Annotated in this window: 13 protein-coding genes; 11 read left to right on the top strand and 2 right to left on the bottom strand. The window is 42.3% G+C overall.

Annotation, left to right across the window (positions count from 1 at the left end):
* Nucleotides 1-46 precede the first annotated feature (46 nt).
* Nucleotides 47-2,065, bottom strand: coding sequence for a BCCT family transporter (locus ACTG7L_RS03740; protein ID WP_439327461.1), 2,019 nt, complete (start codon nt 2,063-2,065; stop codon nt 47-49).
* A gap of 344 nt (nt 2,066-2,409) precedes the next feature.
* On the opposite strand from ACTG7L_RS03740, the gene ACTG7L_RS03735 reads away from it, so the two are divergent.
* From ACTG7L_RS03735 to ACTG7L_RS03705, 7 genes are all read left to right on the top strand, one after another.
* The gene (locus tag ACTG7L_RS03735; protein ID WP_439242163.1) at nt 2,410-2,568 is read left to right on the top strand and encodes a DUF1328 domain-containing protein; all 159 of its coding nucleotides are present in this window, start codon (nt 2,410-2,412) and stop codon (nt 2,566-2,568) included.
* 140 nt (nt 2,569-2,708) lie between these two features.
* Nucleotides 2,709-4,559 (top strand): translational GTPase TypA, encoded by a 1,851-nt coding sequence (gene typA / locus ACTG7L_RS03730; protein ID WP_439257869.1) that lies wholly within the window; start codon nt 2,709-2,711, stop codon nt 4,557-4,559.
* A 141-nt stretch (nt 4,560-4,700) separates the two neighbouring features.
* A complete protein-coding gene (locus tag ACTG7L_RS03725) occupies nt 4,701-4,913 on the top strand; it encodes a plasmid stabilization protein (protein ID WP_439327460.1) in 213 nt (70 codons plus the stop codon).
* Between the two features lie 164 nt (nt 4,914-5,077).
* A complete protein-coding gene (locus ACTG7L_RS03720; RefSeq protein WP_439327459.1) occupies nt 5,078-6,100 on the top strand; it encodes an amino acid ABC transporter substrate-binding protein in 1,023 nt (340 codons plus the stop codon).
* A gap of 38 nt (nt 6,101-6,138) precedes the next feature.
* Complete coding sequence (locus tag ACTG7L_RS03715; protein ID WP_439327458.1) at nt 6,139-7,317, top strand: amino acid ABC transporter permease; 1,179 nt, start codon at nt 6,139-6,141, stop codon at nt 7,315-7,317.
* A gap of 7 nt (nt 7,318-7,324) precedes the next feature.
* The gene (locus ACTG7L_RS03710; protein ID WP_439327457.1) at nt 7,325-8,452 is read left to right on the top strand and encodes an amino acid ABC transporter permease; all 1,128 of its coding nucleotides are present in this window, start codon (nt 7,325-7,327) and stop codon (nt 8,450-8,452) included.
* Between the two features lie 37 nt (nt 8,453-8,489).
* A complete protein-coding gene (locus ACTG7L_RS03705) occupies nt 8,490-9,215 on the top strand; it encodes an amino acid ABC transporter ATP-binding protein (protein WP_439327513.1) in 726 nt (241 codons plus the stop codon).
* Between the two features lie 78 nt (nt 9,216-9,293).
* Here ACTG7L_RS03705 and ACTG7L_RS03700 read toward each other — a convergent pair whose 3' ends face one another.
* Nucleotides 9,294-10,577: a citrate synthase gene (locus tag ACTG7L_RS03700; RefSeq protein ID WP_439327456.1), complete on the bottom strand. Its 1,284-nt coding sequence runs from the start codon at nt 10,575-10,577 to the stop codon at nt 9,294-9,296.
* A gap of 326 nt (nt 10,578-10,903) precedes the next feature.
* On the opposite strand from ACTG7L_RS03700, the gene sucA reads away from it, so the two are divergent.
* Genes sucA through sucD form a run of 4 tightly spaced genes read left to right on the top strand, consistent with a single transcriptional unit; the run spans nt 10,904 to nt 17,060 of the window.
* A complete protein-coding gene (gene sucA / locus ACTG7L_RS03695; RefSeq protein WP_439327455.1) occupies nt 10,904-13,720 on the top strand; it encodes a 2-oxoglutarate dehydrogenase E1 component in 2,817 nt (938 codons plus the stop codon).
* Between the two features lie 29 nt (nt 13,721-13,749).
* Complete coding sequence (gene odhB / locus ACTG7L_RS03690) at nt 13,750-14,961, top strand: 2-oxoglutarate dehydrogenase complex dihydrolipoyllysine-residue succinyltransferase (RefSeq protein WP_439327454.1); 1,212 nt, start codon at nt 13,750-13,752, stop codon at nt 14,959-14,961.
* Nucleotides 14,962-15,020: 59 nt separating this feature from the next.
* Nucleotides 15,021-16,181, top strand: coding sequence for an ADP-forming succinate--CoA ligase subunit beta (gene sucC / locus ACTG7L_RS03685; RefSeq protein WP_439257877.1), 1,161 nt, complete (start codon nt 15,021-15,023; stop codon nt 16,179-16,181).
* A 9-nt stretch (nt 16,182-16,190) separates the two neighbouring features.
* A complete protein-coding gene (gene sucD / locus ACTG7L_RS03680; RefSeq protein WP_439242141.1) occupies nt 16,191-17,060 on the top strand; it encodes a succinate--CoA ligase subunit alpha in 870 nt (289 codons plus the stop codon).
* The last annotated feature ends 61 nt before the right edge of the window (nt 17,061-17,121 follow it).

Genomic DNA, 17,121 nt, shown 5'->3' with positions numbered 1-17,121 from the left:
CAACAGGGCGGATAATGATTTATCCGCCTTGTCGTACATATGGCGATTACTCCGCCATATTTTCCACATCTGCTGTCATTAAGTCATGGGTGTCATCCATGGCAAGATTCATAAAGCGTTCGTATTGTTTTAATACGTCAGCAATCAATTCTTCTTTGGTCATGTATTGCACATCATAACCTTGACGACCGTCAATGAAGTAAGTAATTGGCTCGTAAATTTTGTTTTCGTCCATATTTGGTACGTTGGCATCATCAACCACTAAATCTGATAGCTCACGAGATTGGCATTCAATACCGTATAAGAAATTACGTAAGTTTTCTTTAATCACTTCAAATTCGATTTTCGGATTTTTGCCGTCAATAAAGTTCATTTTGGCAGTTAAACCATGGCTTTCAAATTCAGTTACCAATTCGCTAAAGGCTGGGCGAGCGACTTTATTTAGGAAACGTCGGATGTCTTTACGATCCGTTGGATTAACGATTTTTTCTAAGCGTTCTTTCCAGTTTTTACCGCTCCAATTAGCACTGCCAGAGGAGAATTCTTTGTTAAAATATTGGGCATCAATCATTAAACCTTTCCAAAGACCGATACATAAGATCAACATAATCAGCATAAACGGCAAGGCAATAATTAACGTCATGGTTTGCAAGGAATCAAGCCCACCAGAATAGAGCAGAGAGAGACCTAATACTGCCAACATAATGCCCCAAAATACACTTTGCCATTTCGGTGCTTTAGGTTCACCTTGCGAGGCAATATTGTTAAGCACGAGAATGCCTGAATCCGCCGAGGTGACAAAGAAAATGGAGATAATAATCAAGGCAATCAACGAAGAAAATGTGGTAAATGGTAAGTGTTGGAAGAAACCAAATAATAGTTGCTCCGTATTGCCACTGATTGCCGCCAATTCACCACCAGTTTGTTGGTCAACCCAAATAGCGGAACCGCCGAATGTGGTCATCCATAAAATGTTAAATAATGACGGCACAAAGAGTACGCCGAGAATAAATTCACGAATGGTACGGCCTTTGGAAATGCGAGCAATAAATAGGCCGACAAAAGGTGCCCAAGATGCCCACCATGCCCAATACAGCACAGTCCAGCCACTTAACCACCCTTGTTTATCCTGCTCATAGGCAAAAGTACGGAAACTGATTTCTAATAATGAACTGAAATAATAACCTAGGTTTTCGGTTAAACCTGAAAATAATTCGAGTGTTGGGCCAAAAATGATGACAAATACCAATAAAATTCCTGCCAATACAAGGTTGGTTTCACTGAGAATTTTAACCCCTTTACCGACGCCAGAGACGGCAGAAATGACGGCTAATGTCATGGCAATAATCACCAATAAAGCCAGAGTGCCAAAGCTATTGCTATCAAATACGCCTAGGGCATTAAACCCAGCATTGACTTGCATTGCACCATAACCCAATGTGGTCGTTAAACCGAAAATGGTGCTGCATAATGCAACCGTATCAATGACATGTCCCCAGAATCCAGATAAGCGGTTTTTTAGCAAGGGATAGAAACCGGAACGCACGGTTAATGGTAATTTATAACGGAATCCAAAGTAGGCGAGTGCCAAGGCAATGACGGCATAAATTGCCCAAGCATGAATGCCCCAATGGTAGAACGTATTCATCATGGCCTCTTTGATCAATTCCGATTGATTTAAGCCTTGATGCACTGGATTAAGATAATGTAAAACAGGTTCAGCGACACCAAAATACATTAATCCAATCCCCATTCCTGCGGCAAATAACATGGCTATCCATGACACAAAAGGATATTCAGGTTCGTCACTATCCGATCCTAAGCGAATGTCACCTAATCGGCTAACGCATAAAAAGATTAAAAAGAGAAAGAAGATTGAGCCGGCTAGGATATAGAACCAACTAAAATTGGCAAACACCACTTGTTTAACGGCATTTAAGCTAATCCGAGCTTGTTCAGGGAAAAATCCACAGAAAATCACAACGGCTAGCACTAATATAGTGGTCGGAATAAAAATCGGGGCTTTTAAGGTGCTATTAGCACGCATTTGTTGTAACACATTCAAAAATAAGTTCTCCAAAAAATTTAACGAAAAATACCGCACTTTTTAGGCAATAAAGCAAAAAGTAGATGATATATGAAATAAAAATTAATTTACGACACCCTACAAGACAGGGGATTTAGTTAGATAGTTAAGTTGGTGAGAGTCCTTGCCAATCGTGGGCATAGATACCCAAAACTCGCTTATTATAATAAAAAATTTATAAAAATTCAAGTTTAAGCATTTTTTGATATAAAAATTCTCTTTATGTTAAATTTATGTTGAGGTAAAAGTGCTTTCTGAGTTCAAATAACAGGAAAGTCATGATATGGAAAGTATTTAATTAAAAACATAATAGGAGAATATTTATGCTACATTATTCAATTGTATTTTTTATTATTGCCATCATTGCTGGTGTGTTAGGTTTCGGTGGCATTGCCGGAAGTGCGGTGGGAATCGCTAAAGTATTATTTGGTGCCTTTATTATTCTATCCATTGTCTCGTTCATTTTTGGGCGTAAACGTTAAGCTAAATGGGTCTGCATGATTTAGTTGGATTATTTAATAGCTCATTGTGCAAAAAAGTTGTATAATTTGCGACCTTTCACCGTGCTGAGAAAAAGTGCGGTGAGAAAATTCAAAATTTTAAAACAATAGAAGACAATTTAATGGCAGATTTAGATATTAATAAATTGCGTAATATCGCAATTATTGCACACGTTGACCACGGTAAAACAACCTTGGTTGACAAACTTTTACAACAATCCGGCACTTTAGCAAGCTCCCGCAGTGGCGATGGTGATGAGCGTGTGATGGACAGTAACGATCTTGAAAAAGAACGTGGCATTACCATTTTAGCCAAAAATACCGCAATTAATTGGAATGATTACCGTATTAACATCGTAGATACCCCAGGACACGCCGACTTCGGTGGTGAAGTGGAACGAGTGCTTTCTATGGTGGACTCTGTATTATTAGTGGTGGACGCTTTTGATGGTCCGATGCCACAAACCCGTTTTGTGACCCAAAAAGCCTTTGCTCACGGGTTAAAACCGATTGTGGTGATTAACAAAGTTGACCGTCCAGGGGCTAGACCTGACTGGGTAGTGGATCAAGTCTTTGATTTATTTGTAAACTTGGGTGCGACAGATGAACAATTAGATTTCCCTATTATTTACGCATCCGCCTTAATGGGCGTGGCAGGCTTAGAACACGAAGAATTGGCTCCAGATATGACGCCATTATTTGAGGCTATTGTGGAACATGTTTCACCGCCAGCCGTGCATCTTGATGAACCGTTCCAAATGCAAATTTCCCAATTAGACTATAACAGTTATGTGGGCGTTATCGGTATTGGGCGTATTAAACGTGGTTCGGTGAAACCAAACCAAGCGGTGACCGTAATTAATAGCGAGGGTCGTACTCGACAAGGTCGTATTGGTCAAGTATTAGGCCATTTAGGCTTGCAACGTTATGAAGAAGATGAAGCTTTTGCCGGCGACATCGTGGCGATTACTGGCTTAGGTGAACTGAATATTTCAGACACGATTTGTGACATTAATGCCGTGGAGGCTTTGCCAGCATTAAGTGTTGACGAGCCAACCGTGACCATGTTCTTCTGTGTTAACACTTCTCCGTTCTGTGGTAAAGAGGGTAAATATGTGACTTCTCGCCAAATTTTAGAACGCTTAAATAAAGAGTTAGTACATAACGTGGCATTACGTGTGGAAGAAACCCCAAACCCAGATGAATTCCGTGTTTCTGGTCGTGGCGAATTGCATTTATCGGTGTTAATCGAAAATATGCGTCGTGAGGGCTATGAATTAGCCGTATCTCGTCCGAAAGTAATTTATCGTACTATTGACGGCAAAAAACAAGAGCCATTTGAGCAAGTCACCATTGATATTGAAGAACAACATCAAGGTTCTGTGATGGAAGCCTTGGGTATTCGTAAAGGCGAAGTGAAAGACATGCAACCAGATGGCAAAGGCCGTACACGTTTAGAATACGTGATCCCAAGCCGTGGCTTAATTGGTTTCCGTAACGAATTTATGACCATGACATCAGGTACAGGCTTGCTTTATTCCACATTTAGCCATTATGACGATATTAAACCAGGTGAAATCGGGCAACGTAAAAACGGCGTATTGATTTCTAACGCTACAGGGAAAGCCTTGGGTTATGCCTTATTTGGCTTACAAGAGCGTGGTAAATTGATGATCGATCACGGTGTGGAAGTGTATGAAGGTCAAATTATCGGGATTCATAGCCGTTCTAACGATTTAACCGTGAACTGTTTGCAAGGTAAAAAACTCACCAATATGCGTGCGTCAGGTAAAGATGATGCGATTGTCTTAACCACGCCAGTGAAATTCACCCTTGAACAAGCCATTGAATTCTTGGATGATGATGAATTAGTGGAAGTTACGCCAACATCAATCCGTATTCGTAAGAAATTATTGACGGAAAATGATCGCAAACGGGCAAATCGTACGACGGTGAGTACGAGTATTCATTAATTCAAAAATAATGTAAATATCGACCGCACTTTTGTGATATGACAGAAGTGCGGTTTTTTTCTGGTGTTTTTTGTATTGACATAATTTTCTAATAGCACCATAATAAACACTAAATTAAACACGATTAAAAAGGTGATAATCATGCCAAGTACTATTCTAACCAATACCATTGCCAGTATTACAGAGCTAAAAATTAACCCAATGGCCACTGTTGCCGCGGGTGAAGGAGATGCAGTGGCCATTCTAAACCGTAACGAACTTGCTTTTTATTGTGTACCTCCTGCTTTGTTTGAACGCTTTATAACACTAGCTAAAATAATGCGTGAGCGTGAAAATGATGAAGTTATCCAGTAGATTTGTATTCCTAGTATTAAAAATAACAAAAAAGTGCGGTATTTTTTACGCCATTTTCCCCTTATAACCAAATCTTCTTTGATATGCTGTAATTTTATTTGCTTACATACTCTTTTTTTATTAAAGTTGACCCAATTTAATTTTTAGCCCTTTTGGAGAATTTTATGAAAAAATTAACCTTATTAGCTGCTACCGTGGCGACCGTATTAAGTAGCAATGCTTTTGCCGCTGACACTTCAACTTTAGATACCGTAAAACAACGTGGTCATGTGATTTGTGGTACCACCACCGGCTTTGCGGGTTTTTCTGCACCTGATGATAAAGGCGAATGGAAAGGATTAGATGTGGATTTGTGTAAATCCGTGGCGGCTGCGGTATTTGGTGATGCGACTAAATTTAAAACCGTGCCACTAAATTCTCAACAACGTTTCACTGCACTTCAAACGGGTGAAATTGATGTATTAACCCGTAACACCACGATTACTCAACAACGTGATACAGCACAGGGTTTACAATCTCCAGGGGTAAATTTCTATGACGGACAAGGGTTCTTGGTGAAAAAAGATCTTGGTGTGAAAAGTGCCAAAGAATTAGATGGCGCAACTATCTGTTTACAAACCGGTACATCAAACGAAAATACCTTAGCAGACTGGGCGAGAGCAAACAACATTAAATATACGCCAGTCGTGTTTGACCAATTTAATGAAGTCGTCAATGCCTTTGCCTCTGGTCGTTGTGATGTGTATTCTACGGATGCGTCAGGTTTAGCCTCAATTCGTATTTCACGTTTATCTAACCCAGATGATTATGTGGTGTTACCTGATTTAATTTCTAAAGAGCCATTGGCACCGTTTGTACGTCAAGGTGACGCACAATGGTTTAACATTGTGAAATGGACATTACAAGCCCAATTTAATGCAGAAGAATTAGGCTTAACTAGTGCCAATGTGGATGCGCAATTAAAGAGCGAAAATCCAAATATTCAACGTTTGTTAGGCGTGACTGAGGGAACCGGTAAAAATCTTGGTCTAGACGACAAATGGGCCTACAATATTATTAAGCAAGTGGGCAATTATGGCGAAAGTTTTGACCGCAATGTGGGTAAAGACAGCCCGTTACAAATTCCACGTGGATTAAATAATTTGTGGACGAATGGCGGTTTACATTACGGTTTACCGATTCGTTAATTTCTCCGATATTAACTAAAAAATAGAGGGGCGTTAGTATGACGCCCCGTTATTATATAATGAAAAAAATCTCATTTTCTTTGAACGACGCCAATACCAGAGCTTGGTTATATCAAGCGCTGATCTTGGCGGTCGTGGTTTATTTTGTCTGGTATTTAGTCGATAATACTCTGCATAATTTATCCGCTCGCAATATTCAAACCGGTTTCGCTTTTTTAGATAAAGAGGCGGGCTTTGCCATTGGTGAATCCTTAATTGACTATAATCTGACGGATACTTATTGGCAAGCCATCAAGGTCGGAATTTTTAATACCTTACTGGTCTCTTTTGTTGGGATTGTATTGGCTACATTTCTCGGCACGGTTATTGGCGTAGCTCGGCTTTCTGCCAACTGGTTAGTCAATAAATTGGCGGCGATTTATGTAGAAGTGATGCGTAATATCCCATTATTGATTCACTTATTTTTTTGGTATTCCTTACTCACTGAAAATTTACCCGGTCCTCGTCAAGCCTTAAACCCGATAGACGGGGTATTTCTATCAAATCGTGGTATAAAAATCCCTGCGTTAATAGGGGATTCGGTGTCTTGGATGCTCGTTGGCCTATTATTTGCGCTCATTGCCTCGGTTATTTTCTCCTTTTGGGCGAAACATAAACAAAATAAAACCGGAAAAACTACCGCAGTTTTTTCTATTAGCTTGGCTTTTTTTGTGATTTTCCCTGTATTGGCAGCATTGTTATCAGGTTGGCAACTGGACGTCGTCAAACCCGAACTTAAAGGATTTAATTTTGTTAATGGTTGGCATTTTAGTCCAGAACTGGCGGCTTTATTATTAGGCTTAGTGTTATACACTGCCGCTTTTATTGCCGAAATCGTGCGTTCGGGTATTCAAAGTGTGAATAAAGGCCAATGGGAGGCTGGGGAATCTTTAGGATTATCTCGGCTTAAAACCTTGCGCTTAATTATTATGCCACAAGCGGTACGGGTAATGATTCCTGCTATGAGTAATACCTTTATGAACTTCACTAAAAATAGTTCATTAGCCGTAGCCATTGGTTATCCAGATATTGTATCTATTGTCAACACGATGTTAACCCAAACGGGCCAAGCCATTGAGGCAGTGATGATCATTATGTTGGCGTATTTTACCATCAGTATCAGCATTGCAGTATTTATGGCGTGGTATAACAAACGTATGGCATTGGTTGAGAGGTAGGGAAACGATGAATTTAAGCGAAAAAAACACCGCACTTTCTGCACCGCAATCACTTTCTGAGCCTTTGCCAGCTCGTCCGCCACAACAAACTGGCGTGGGATTGTGGATAAAACAGAATTTATTTGCCACACCCGCACATGGTTTGGCCACGATTTTAGTGTTGTGGTTCTTGCTCTTTTCTATTCCTGCCGTGGTGGAATGGGGATTATTACAAGCGAATTTCACCGCAGACAGCGGGCAAGCCTGTCATGCCTCAACAGGGGCTTGTTGGTCTTTTGTGCAGCATAAATACCGCATGATTTTATTGGGCATTTATCCTTTTGATGAACAATGGCGGCCGTTTATTGTGTGCATTTTGTTGATTGGCTTGATTGTTTTGAGTGCCATTCCACGTTTTTGGCGAAAATCCTTAGTACCGATTTGGTTGATTGTCTTGGCCATTTGTGGCGTGCTTATGCACGGCGGTTTGTTTGGTTTAACTGAAGTAGAAACCGCACGTTGGGGTGGCTTGCCTATCACGTTGATTTTGGCGATTTTCGGGATTTTATTTGCCACGCCATTAGGCATTTTGCTGGCTTTAGGTCGCCGTTCAGACATGCCAATTATTCGTTCATTATCCATTACGTATATTGAATTGGTGCGTGGCGTGCCGTTTGTCAGCTTGTTATTTATGGCCTCGGTGATGGTGCCGTTGTTCTTTGCGGATGGTTTTTCATTGGATAAATTACTTCGTGCGCAACTTGCCGTGATTGTGTATGTGTCCGCTTATATTGCCGAAGTAGTGCGTGGTGGATTGCAATCCATACCGAAAGGACAATTTGAGGGCGCCGCCTCGTTAGGGTTGAGTTATTGGCAAAGTATGCGACTTATTATCTTGCCACAAGCCTTAAAAGTGGTGATTCCGCCGTTAGTGAGTATTTTTATCTCGATCTTTAAAGATACCTCGTTGGTGGTGATTATCGGCATTTATGATTTAACCCTCTCGGCCAAAGTCGCTTTAGCGGATCCGCAGTGGCAAGGTTTTAGCGTAGAGGCTTACGTCTTTATTGGGTTTATTTATTTTATTTTTTGTTATGCGATGTCTCGCTACTCCCGTTATATTGAGCAACGGTTAGAGTTGGCCAGACAGCGTTAATTAAAGCGATATAAGGAGCGAATTTGTGTCTAAAGTCATGGTGCAATTAAGCAATGTGAATAAATGGTATGGTGATTTCCATGTCCTGAAGAATATCAATCTCAGCGTGAATGAGGGCGAGAAAATCGTGATTGCAGGGCCATCAGGATCGGGTAAATCAACCATGATTCGTTGCATTAACGGCTTAGAACATCATCAAAGCGGGGAATTGACCGTGAATGGCGTGGTGTTAGATAACAATGTGAAACACTTGGAACGAATTCGCCGTGAAGTGGGCATGGTGTTCCAACATTTTAATTTATTCCCGCATTTGACGGTGTTGGAAAATCTGACTTTAGGACAAGTTTGGGTATTAAAAAAGAACAAACAAGTGGCCATTGATACCGCTTTAGGCTATTTAGAACGGGTGAAAATTGCCGATCAAGCTAATAAATACCCTGGGCAATTATCAGGCGGACAACAACAACGTGTGGCGATTGCACGCTCTTTGTGTATGTCACCGAAAGTGATGTTATTTGATGAACCCACTTCGGCATTGGATCCTGAAATGGTGAAAGAAGTGTTAGATGTGATGGTGGAACTGGCCGAACAAGAACGTATCACCATGTTATGTGTGACCCATGAAATGGGCTTTGCTCAACGAGTAGCGGATTCGGTGGTGTTTATGGATCAAGGCAGTATTATTGAACAAACGCCACCGGATGAATTTTTCCGTCAGCCAAAATCTGAACGAGGACGTCAATTTCTGGCGCAGATTTTGTAGGACGAAACAAGCTAGACGAGATAAAAAGAGAAAGTGCGGTGTTTTTCACCGCACTTTTTGTTGAGATCATTGAGTTGATTATTCTCTATCGGTTTCCAATTCCCGCTCAGTATAACCCGTATACACTTGACGTGGACGCACAATTTTTAAGGTGCCGAAATCGTACATTTCTTTCCAGTGGGAAATCCAACCTACGGTACGACCTAAGGCGAAGATCACGGTAAACATAGACACTGGAATACCAATGGCTTTTAAGATAATACCGGAATAGAAATCCACATTTGGATAGAGATTGCGATCAATAAAGTATTGATCGGTTAAGGCAATGCGTTCTAATTCCATGGCCACTTGTAGCAATGGGGTTTTAATGCCTAATTCTTGTAATACTTCATGACAAGTTTCACGCATGACTTTGGCACGAGGGTCGTAATTTTTATACACACGGTGACCAAATCCCATTAAACGGAACGGATCCTTTTTATCTTTGGCTCGAGCAATAAATTCAGGAATACGATCCACGGTGCCGATTTCTTCTAACATTTTGATACAAGCCTCATTGGCTCCACCGTGCGCTGGTCCCCAAAGAGAGGCAATCCCCGCCGCAATACAAGCGAATGGATTCGCACCAGAGGAGGCGGCTGTCCGTACTGTTGATGTTGACGCATTTTGTTCATGGTCAGCGTGCAGAATCAAAATACGGTTAATGGCTTTTTCCAATACAGGGTTGACGACATAAGGTTCGCACGGGGTGGCAAACATCATATGTAAGAAATTCCCCGCATAAGAGAGGTTATTTTGTGGGAACATGAACGGATGCCCAATGGAATATTTATAACACATGGCCGCCAAGGTTGGCATTTTGGCTAATAAGCGAAGTGCGGTTAAAGTACGGTGTTCTTCATCACTCACATCTAGTACATCATGATAGAATGCGGCCAACGCACCGCTGACCCCGCACATCACCGCCATGGGGTGTGAGTCACGACGGAAACCGTGGAAGAAACGGGATAATTGTTCGTGCACTAAGGTATGTTTACGTACCACTTTGCTAAATTCCGCATAATCGTCTTTGTCAGGGAGTTCGCCATAAAGCAATAAGAACGCCACTTCTAAATAATCACACTTCATGGCGAGGTCATGAATCGGATAACCGCGGTGTAATAAAATCCCTTTTTCCCCATCAATATAGGTAATTTCCGATTTACACATAGCGGTGGACATTAAACCGGGGTCAAAGGTGAATAAGTGATTTTTACTGAGTGCTTGTACATCAATGGAATCGTATCCCAAACTGGCTTTATGTACTGGCAAATCAAATTCTCGACCATCACTTAAACTTAGTTTTGCTGTTAAATCAGACATGGTTCACTCCTTTTGTCATTTGTTGTGTTTATGTTATGTTTTTGTGAACGTCATAGGTGTCTATTAAAGGATAATGATAGTTTAATAGATCGCATGATGGCGTCCCAAATTTGGTTTAAAAATTAACATAGTCTAAATATAACTCTATTTTGTATGTTTTGTCTGCAAAAAAGTATGTAAATTTTTTGTTAAATTTCAAAAGTGTGACGTAGATCATATTTTTCTTTTTCAGAATAGGGTAAAGTTACACTAATTTAGATGAGATTTATCACCTCTAAATTTTTTGTGTATGATGGATATTAAAATTTAATATAGGTAGGAACACGATGCAGAAGAATTCATTTCAGCAGTGGCTCGATCAAAGTGCGTTGTCTGGTGGCAATCAGGCTTATATTGAAGATCTTTATGAACGTTATCTTGAAGATTCTGATTCTGTGGAAGTGAGTTGGCGAGATGTTTTTGATCGTTTAGCCAAAAACACGACGACGTCAAGTCAACCAGAACAAGCCCATTCACCAATACGTGAGTATTTTCGTCGCTTAGCGTTGGAAAAATCACCCAAAGGGGTCACGGTGATTGATCCTAAAGTAGGGGAACGTTTAACCAGTGTATTAAGATGGCTCAACGCTTATCGCTATCGTGGGCATTTATTAGCGGATGTTGACCCGATTAATTTACGGGAAAAACCGGATGTTCCCACGTTAGATTATCGCTATTATAATCTGACTGAAGCGGATCTTGATGAAGTGTTTGATTTAAGTGGTCATATTTTCCACAAAGAAAAAATCAGTTTGCGTGAATTGGGGGAAACTCTAAAGAAAACCTATTGTGGCAGAATTGGCTTGGAGTTTATGCACGTCAATGATTTAGATGCACGGATTTGGTTACAACAACAAATAGAAAATTGGGTAAATGCACCGCACTTTAGCCAAACCGAGCAGGAAAAATTATTAGCCGAGCTGACCGCTGCAGAAGGTTTGGAGCGTTATATTGGGGCAAAATTCCCAGGGGCAAAACGGTTCTCCTTAGAGGGCAGTGATGCCTTTGTGCCGTTAATTAAAGAAATTATTCGTCATGGGGCGAAACAAGGCACGGAAGAAATGGTGTTCGGCATGGCTCACCGTGGACGTTTGAATATGTTGGTGAATGTGCTAGGTAAAAAGCCGGCGGAATTGTTTGATGAATTTGCCGGTAAACATCATGGTAATGGCACCGGTGATGTGAAATATCACCAAGGCTTTTCTTCGGATTTTATGACGGACGATGGCCTCGTGCATTTAGTGTTGGCTTTTAACCCATCCCATTTAGAAATTGTCAGCCCTGTGGTCACCGGTTCCGTGCGAGCCAGACAAAAACGCATTGGTGATGATGATCATCGCAAAGTGCTAGCGGTTACGGTGCATGGTGACAGTGCGGTGGCAGGTCAAGGGGTGGTACAAGAAACCTTGAATATGTCTGATGCTCGAGGTTATACTGTGGGCGGTACCATTCGTATCGTCATTAATAACCGAATTGGTTTTACCACCTCTTTCCCGAAAGATACACGTTCTACCGTTTATTGTACCGACATTGCCAAAATGATTGAGGCACCGATTATTCATGTGAACGGGGATGATCCAGAGGCGGTGGCCTATGCAGCTCGTATGGCGGTGGAATTTAGAACTTTATTTAAGCGTGATATTTTCATTGATTTAGTGTCTTATCGTCGTCATGGGCATAATGAGGCAGATGAACCGTCCGCCACCCAACCAATGATGTATAAAAAAATCAAAGCCCATCCAACACCACGTCAAGTTTATTCCGACAGACTGATTAACGCCGGCGTGATCAATAATGAAAAAGCCACTGGATTTATCAATAATTACCGTGACGCACTGGATCGTGGTGAGCGAGTGGTGCCTGAATGGCGTGAAATGAATTACGATAAAGTGGATTGGTTGCAGTTCTTAAATCCAGAATGGAATGCGGCTTATGAAAGTCGTTTTGATACACAACGCTTTAAAGCCTTAGCGGCAAGCATTTCACAATATCCAGAAACGCACCCGATTCATTCTCGCGTGGAGAAAATTTACGCCGATCGTGCCTTAATGGCTAAAGGCGAAAAATTGCTCGACTGGGGCATGGGCGAAACCATGGCGTACGCCACCTTGTTAGATGACGGTTATCATATCCGTTTATCCGGTGAGGACTGCGGACGGGGGACATTCTTCCATCGTCATGCGGTGCTACACTGTATTAATGACGGAACAGGCTATGTGCCATTATGTCATCTGCATGATAAACAAGGTAATTTTGAAGTATGGGATTCTGTGCTTTCCGAAGAGGCGGTACTGGCCTTTGAATATGGCTATGCCACCACCACGCCGAAAACGCTCACTATTTGGGAGGCTCAATTTGGTGATTTTGCCAACGGTGCACAAGTGGTGATTGACCAATTTATCAGTTCGGGCGAACAAAAATGGGGCAGAATGTGTGGTCTGGTGTTATTGCTCCCACATGGTTATGAGGGACAGGGCCCTGAGCATTCTTCTGCTCGGTTGGAACGCTATTTACAACTTTGTGCACAACACAATATGCAAGTTTGCGTACCGTCCACGCCGGCACAAATTTATCATTTATTACGTCGTCAAATGTTGCGTACCGTTCGCCGTCCATTGGTGGTGATTTCACCAAAATCCTTGTTACGTCATCCGTTAGCGGTGTCTGCACTGGAAGAGTTAACCAACGGTACATTCCAAAATGTAATCGGTGAAATTGATGAGATTGATCCAAAACAAGTGAAAAGAGTGGTGTTCTGTTCGGGTAAAGTGTATTACGATTTATTAGAACGTCGTCGCAAAAATAATCAAAGTGATGTGGCGATCATTCGGATTGAGCAACTTTACCCTTATCCAGAGGACGAAGTGCGGTCTATTTTGGGGGATTATTCTCATGTGAAAGATTACGTGTGGTGCCAAGAAGAACCGTTAAATCAAGGCGCATGGTATTGTTCTCGTCATAACTTTATGCAAAGCATTCCTGCGGATGCGAATTTGCGTTATGTGGGACGACCGGCCTCCGCCTCACCGGCCGCTGGTTACATGGCGTTACATAATGAACAGCAACAAAATTTAGTCACCGAGGCGTTGACGTTATCGGCTTAATTTTAATACACAATTAAAAAGGAAATATTATGAGTGATTTAGATATTCTTACCCCAGTATTACCGGAAAGTGTTGCGGACGCAACGGTGGTTAAATGGCATAAAGCGGTGGGTGAAACCGTCAGCCGTGATGAAATTTTAGTGGAAATTGAAACGGATAAAGTGGTGCTAGAAGTGCCGGCCAGTGCGGACGGTGTGGTTGCGAGCATTGCTGAAAACGAAGGGGCAACAGTGGTGAGCAATCAGGTTCTTGGCAAATTAAGTACCAAAGTGGATGGTGCTCGTGCCTCAGCACCAACGGCGACAAGTGAGGCTACGCCTGCGGATCGCCAAACCGCTAATTTAAATCCAGATTCACAAGATCATCAAGAAGATTTAAGCCCCGCTATTCGCCGCTTAATCGCAGAACATGATCTTGACCCGAAAGCCATTAAAGGTTCCGGCGTAGGCGGTCGAATTACCCGAGAAGACGTAGATCGTGCTTTAGCGAATCAATCCCAAACTGCGGTGCAAACTGGCGGAGATTTCTCACAAGCCAATTTGCGCAGTGAAAAACGAGTGCCAATGACTCGCTTACGTAAACGTGTGGCGGAACGCTTGCTTGAAGTGAAAAATACCACCGCCATGTTGACCACGTTTAACGAAGTGGATATGCAACCGATTATGCAATTACGTAAAAGCTATGGCGAAAAATTTGAAAAACGCCACGGTGTGCGTTTAGGCTTTATGTCTTTCTATGTGAAAGCGGTGGTGGAGGCGTTAAAACGTTATCCAGAAATTAATGCCTCTATTGACGGTGATGACATTGTTTATCATAACTATTTTGACATCAGTATTGCGGTATCGACGCCACGTGGCTTGGTGACACCGGTATTGCGTGATTGTGATCAAATGAGCATGGCCGAAATTGAAAAAGCAATTAAAACCTTAGCGGAAAAAGGACAAAATGGTAAATTAACTGTGGAAGAATTAACCGGCGGTAACTTCACCATTACCAATGGGGGCGTATTTGGCTCCCTCATGTCCACACCGATTATCAACCCACCACAAAGTGCGATTTTAGGCATGCACGCCATTAAAGATCGTCCGATTGCGGTAGAGGGTCAAGTGGTGATTCGCCCAATGATGTATCTCGCCCTTTCTTACGATCACCGTTTAATTGACGGACGTGAAAGCGTGGGGGCGTTAGTGACGATCAAAGAATTGCTTGAAGATCCAACCAGATTATTATTGGATATTTAATTTTTCGATTATTTTCGTGGGGCAGCCATGCCCCTAACATCAAATAAAAGGGACAGTCCATGAATTTACATGAATATCAATCCAAACAAATTTTTGCACAATATGGTTTACCGGTAAGTGAGGGGTATCCTTGTCAGAACGTTGAGCAAGCCATTGACGCCACTAAAAAATTGGGTGGTTCTGCTTGGGTCGCTAAATGCCAAGTTCACGCTGGCGGACGGGGTAAAGCGGGGGGCGTAAAAGTGGTGAAATCCACTGACGAAGTGCGGTCATTTTTTGACAAATTTTTAGGTCAACGTTTGGTCACTTTCCAAACTGACAGCCGTGGTCAACCGATTAATACTATTTACGTAGAAGCCTGTGCCGACGTCAAAAAAGAGCTTTATTTAGGGGCGGTGATTGATCGTAGCTCACAACGTGTGGTGTTTATGGCATCCACGGAGGGCGGGATGAACATTGAAGAAGTGGCTCAAAAAACACCGCACTTATTACACAAAGTGGCCATTGATACCTTAATTGGAGCGCAACCTTATCAAGGTCGTGAGCTAGCATTCAAATTAGGCTTAACAGGCAAACAAGTGGCTCAATTTGCGCATTTATTTACCCAATTAAGCAAAATGTTTATGGAAAAAGATCTAAGCCTATTAGAAATCAATCCATTAGTGATTTTACAAAATGACGACTTACATTGTTTAGATGCCAAAATCGTGGTGGATGACAATGCCTTATACCGCCAACCAGATTTAAAAGCCATGCAAGATCCAAGCCAAGAAGATGGTCGTGAAGCAGAAGCAGAAGCCTTAAGTTTAAACTATGTGGCCTTAGAGGGAAATATTGGCTGTATGGTGAACGGTGCAGGGCTTGCTATGGGTACCATGGACATCATCAAACTGCACGGCGGTCAACCCGCCAACTTCCTTGATGTGGGCGGTGGTGCCACCAAAGAGCGTGTGGCTGGCGCATTTAAAATTATTCTGTCTGACCCTAATGTGAAAGCCATTTTAGTCAATATTTTCGGGGGCATTGTGCGTTGCGACTTGATTGCAGAGGGCATTATTGCGGCAGTCAACGAAATCGGTGTCAGCGTGCCGGTGGTGGTACGACTTGAGGGCAATAATGCGGAATTGGGGCGTGATATTTTAGCCAAAAGCGGCGTAAATATTCTGGCCGCCAAAAGTTTAACAGATGCCGCTGAACAAGTGGTCAATGCAGTGAAATAAGGAGCGGTTATGTCAATTTTAATTAATAAAGATACCAAAGTCATTTGCCAAGGTTTCACTGGTGGTCAAGGCACCTTTCATAGTGAACAAGCGTTAGCCTACGGCACGCAATTAGTGGGCGGCGTGTCACCGAATAAAGGCGGCACCACGCATTTAGGGTTACCTGTCTTTAATACCGTGCGTGAGGCGGTAGAGCAAACAGGGGCAACGGCGAGTGTGATTTATATCCCTGCACCATTCTGTAAAGATGCGATTTTAGAGGCCATTGATGCAGGGATTAAATTGATCGTGTGTATCACTGAGGGCATTCCAACGGTGGATATGTTAACCGTGAAACAAAAACTGGCGCAAACCGATGTGGTGATGATCGGACCAAACTGCCCAGGAATTATCACGCCAGATGAATGTAAAATCGGTATTATGCCGGGTTACATTCATAAAAAAGGCCGTGTGGGGATTGTTTCTCGTTCTGGTACGTTAACCTATGAGGCAGTGAAACAAACCACCGATAACGGTTTTGGTCAATCCACTTGTGTAGGGATCGGCGGTGACCCAATTCCGGGTTCTAACTTTATTGATATTCTCAAACGTTTCCAACAGGATCCAGAAACTGAAGCCATTGTAATGATCGGTGAAATCGGTGGTTCTGCGGAAGAAGAGGCGGCTGCCTTTATCAAAGCTAATGTGACGAAACCTGTGGTGTCTTATATTGCAGGGATGACCGCTCCGAAAGGCAAACGTATGGGACATGCAGGGGCGATTATCAGTGGTGGAAAAGGCACCGCTGCTGAGAAAATTCAAGCCTTGCAAGACGCAGGCGTGACCACGGTGCAAAGTCTGGCTGAAATCGGTGAGGCGTTGAAAAAATTGTTGGGATAGTTAAAGTTACTTCCTACATTTTAAACTGCGGTGTAAAAATATTGATTTTTTACACCGCACT

The sequence above is a fragment of the Lonepinella sp. BR2357 genome, assembly GCF_051851525.1.
Taxonomy (GTDB): domain Bacteria; phylum Pseudomonadota; class Gammaproteobacteria; order Enterobacterales; family Pasteurellaceae; genus Lonepinella.
Note: the sequence above shows the minus strand (reverse complement) of the source record. Positions and strands in the feature narration are given on the sequence as shown.

Bases quoted from the DNA above. Each gene is read 5' to 3' on its own strand.
- ACTG7L_RS03735 (WP_439242163.1), top strand. From the start codon at position 2,410: ATGCTACATTATTCAATTGTATTTTTTATTATTGCCATCATTGCTGGT.
- typA (WP_439257869.1), top strand. From the start codon at position 2,709: ATGGCAGATTTAGATATTAATAAATTGCGTAATATCGCAATTATTGCA.
- ACTG7L_RS03725 (WP_439327460.1), top strand. From the start codon at position 4,701: ATGCCAAGTACTATTCTAACCAATACCATTGCCAGTATTACAGAGCTA.
- ACTG7L_RS03720 (WP_439327459.1), top strand. From the start codon at position 5,078: ATGAAAAAATTAACCTTATTAGCTGCTACCGTGGCGACCGTATTAAGT.
- ACTG7L_RS03715 (WP_439327458.1), top strand. From the start codon at position 6,139: ATGACGCCCCGTTATTATATAATGAAAAAAATCTCATTTTCTTTGAAC.
- ACTG7L_RS03710 (WP_439327457.1), top strand. From the start codon at position 7,325: ATGAATTTAAGCGAAAAAAACACCGCACTTTCTGCACCGCAATCACTT.
- ACTG7L_RS03705 (WP_439327513.1), top strand. From the start codon at position 8,490: ATGGTGCAATTAAGCAATGTGAATAAATGGTATGGTGATTTCCATGTC.
- ACTG7L_RS03700 (WP_439327456.1), bottom strand. From the start codon at position 10,577: ATGTCTGATTTAACAGCAAAACTAAGTTTAAGTGATGGTCGAGAATTT.
- sucA (WP_439327455.1), top strand. From the start codon at position 10,904: ATGCAGAAGAATTCATTTCAGCAGTGGCTCGATCAAAGTGCGTTGTCT.
- odhB (WP_439327454.1), top strand. From the start codon at position 13,750: ATGAGTGATTTAGATATTCTTACCCCAGTATTACCGGAAAGTGTTGCG.
- sucC (WP_439257877.1), top strand. From the start codon at position 15,021: ATGAATTTACATGAATATCAATCCAAACAAATTTTTGCACAATATGGT.
- sucD (WP_439242141.1), top strand. From the start codon at position 16,191: ATGTCAATTTTAATTAATAAAGATACCAAAGTCATTTGCCAAGGTTTC.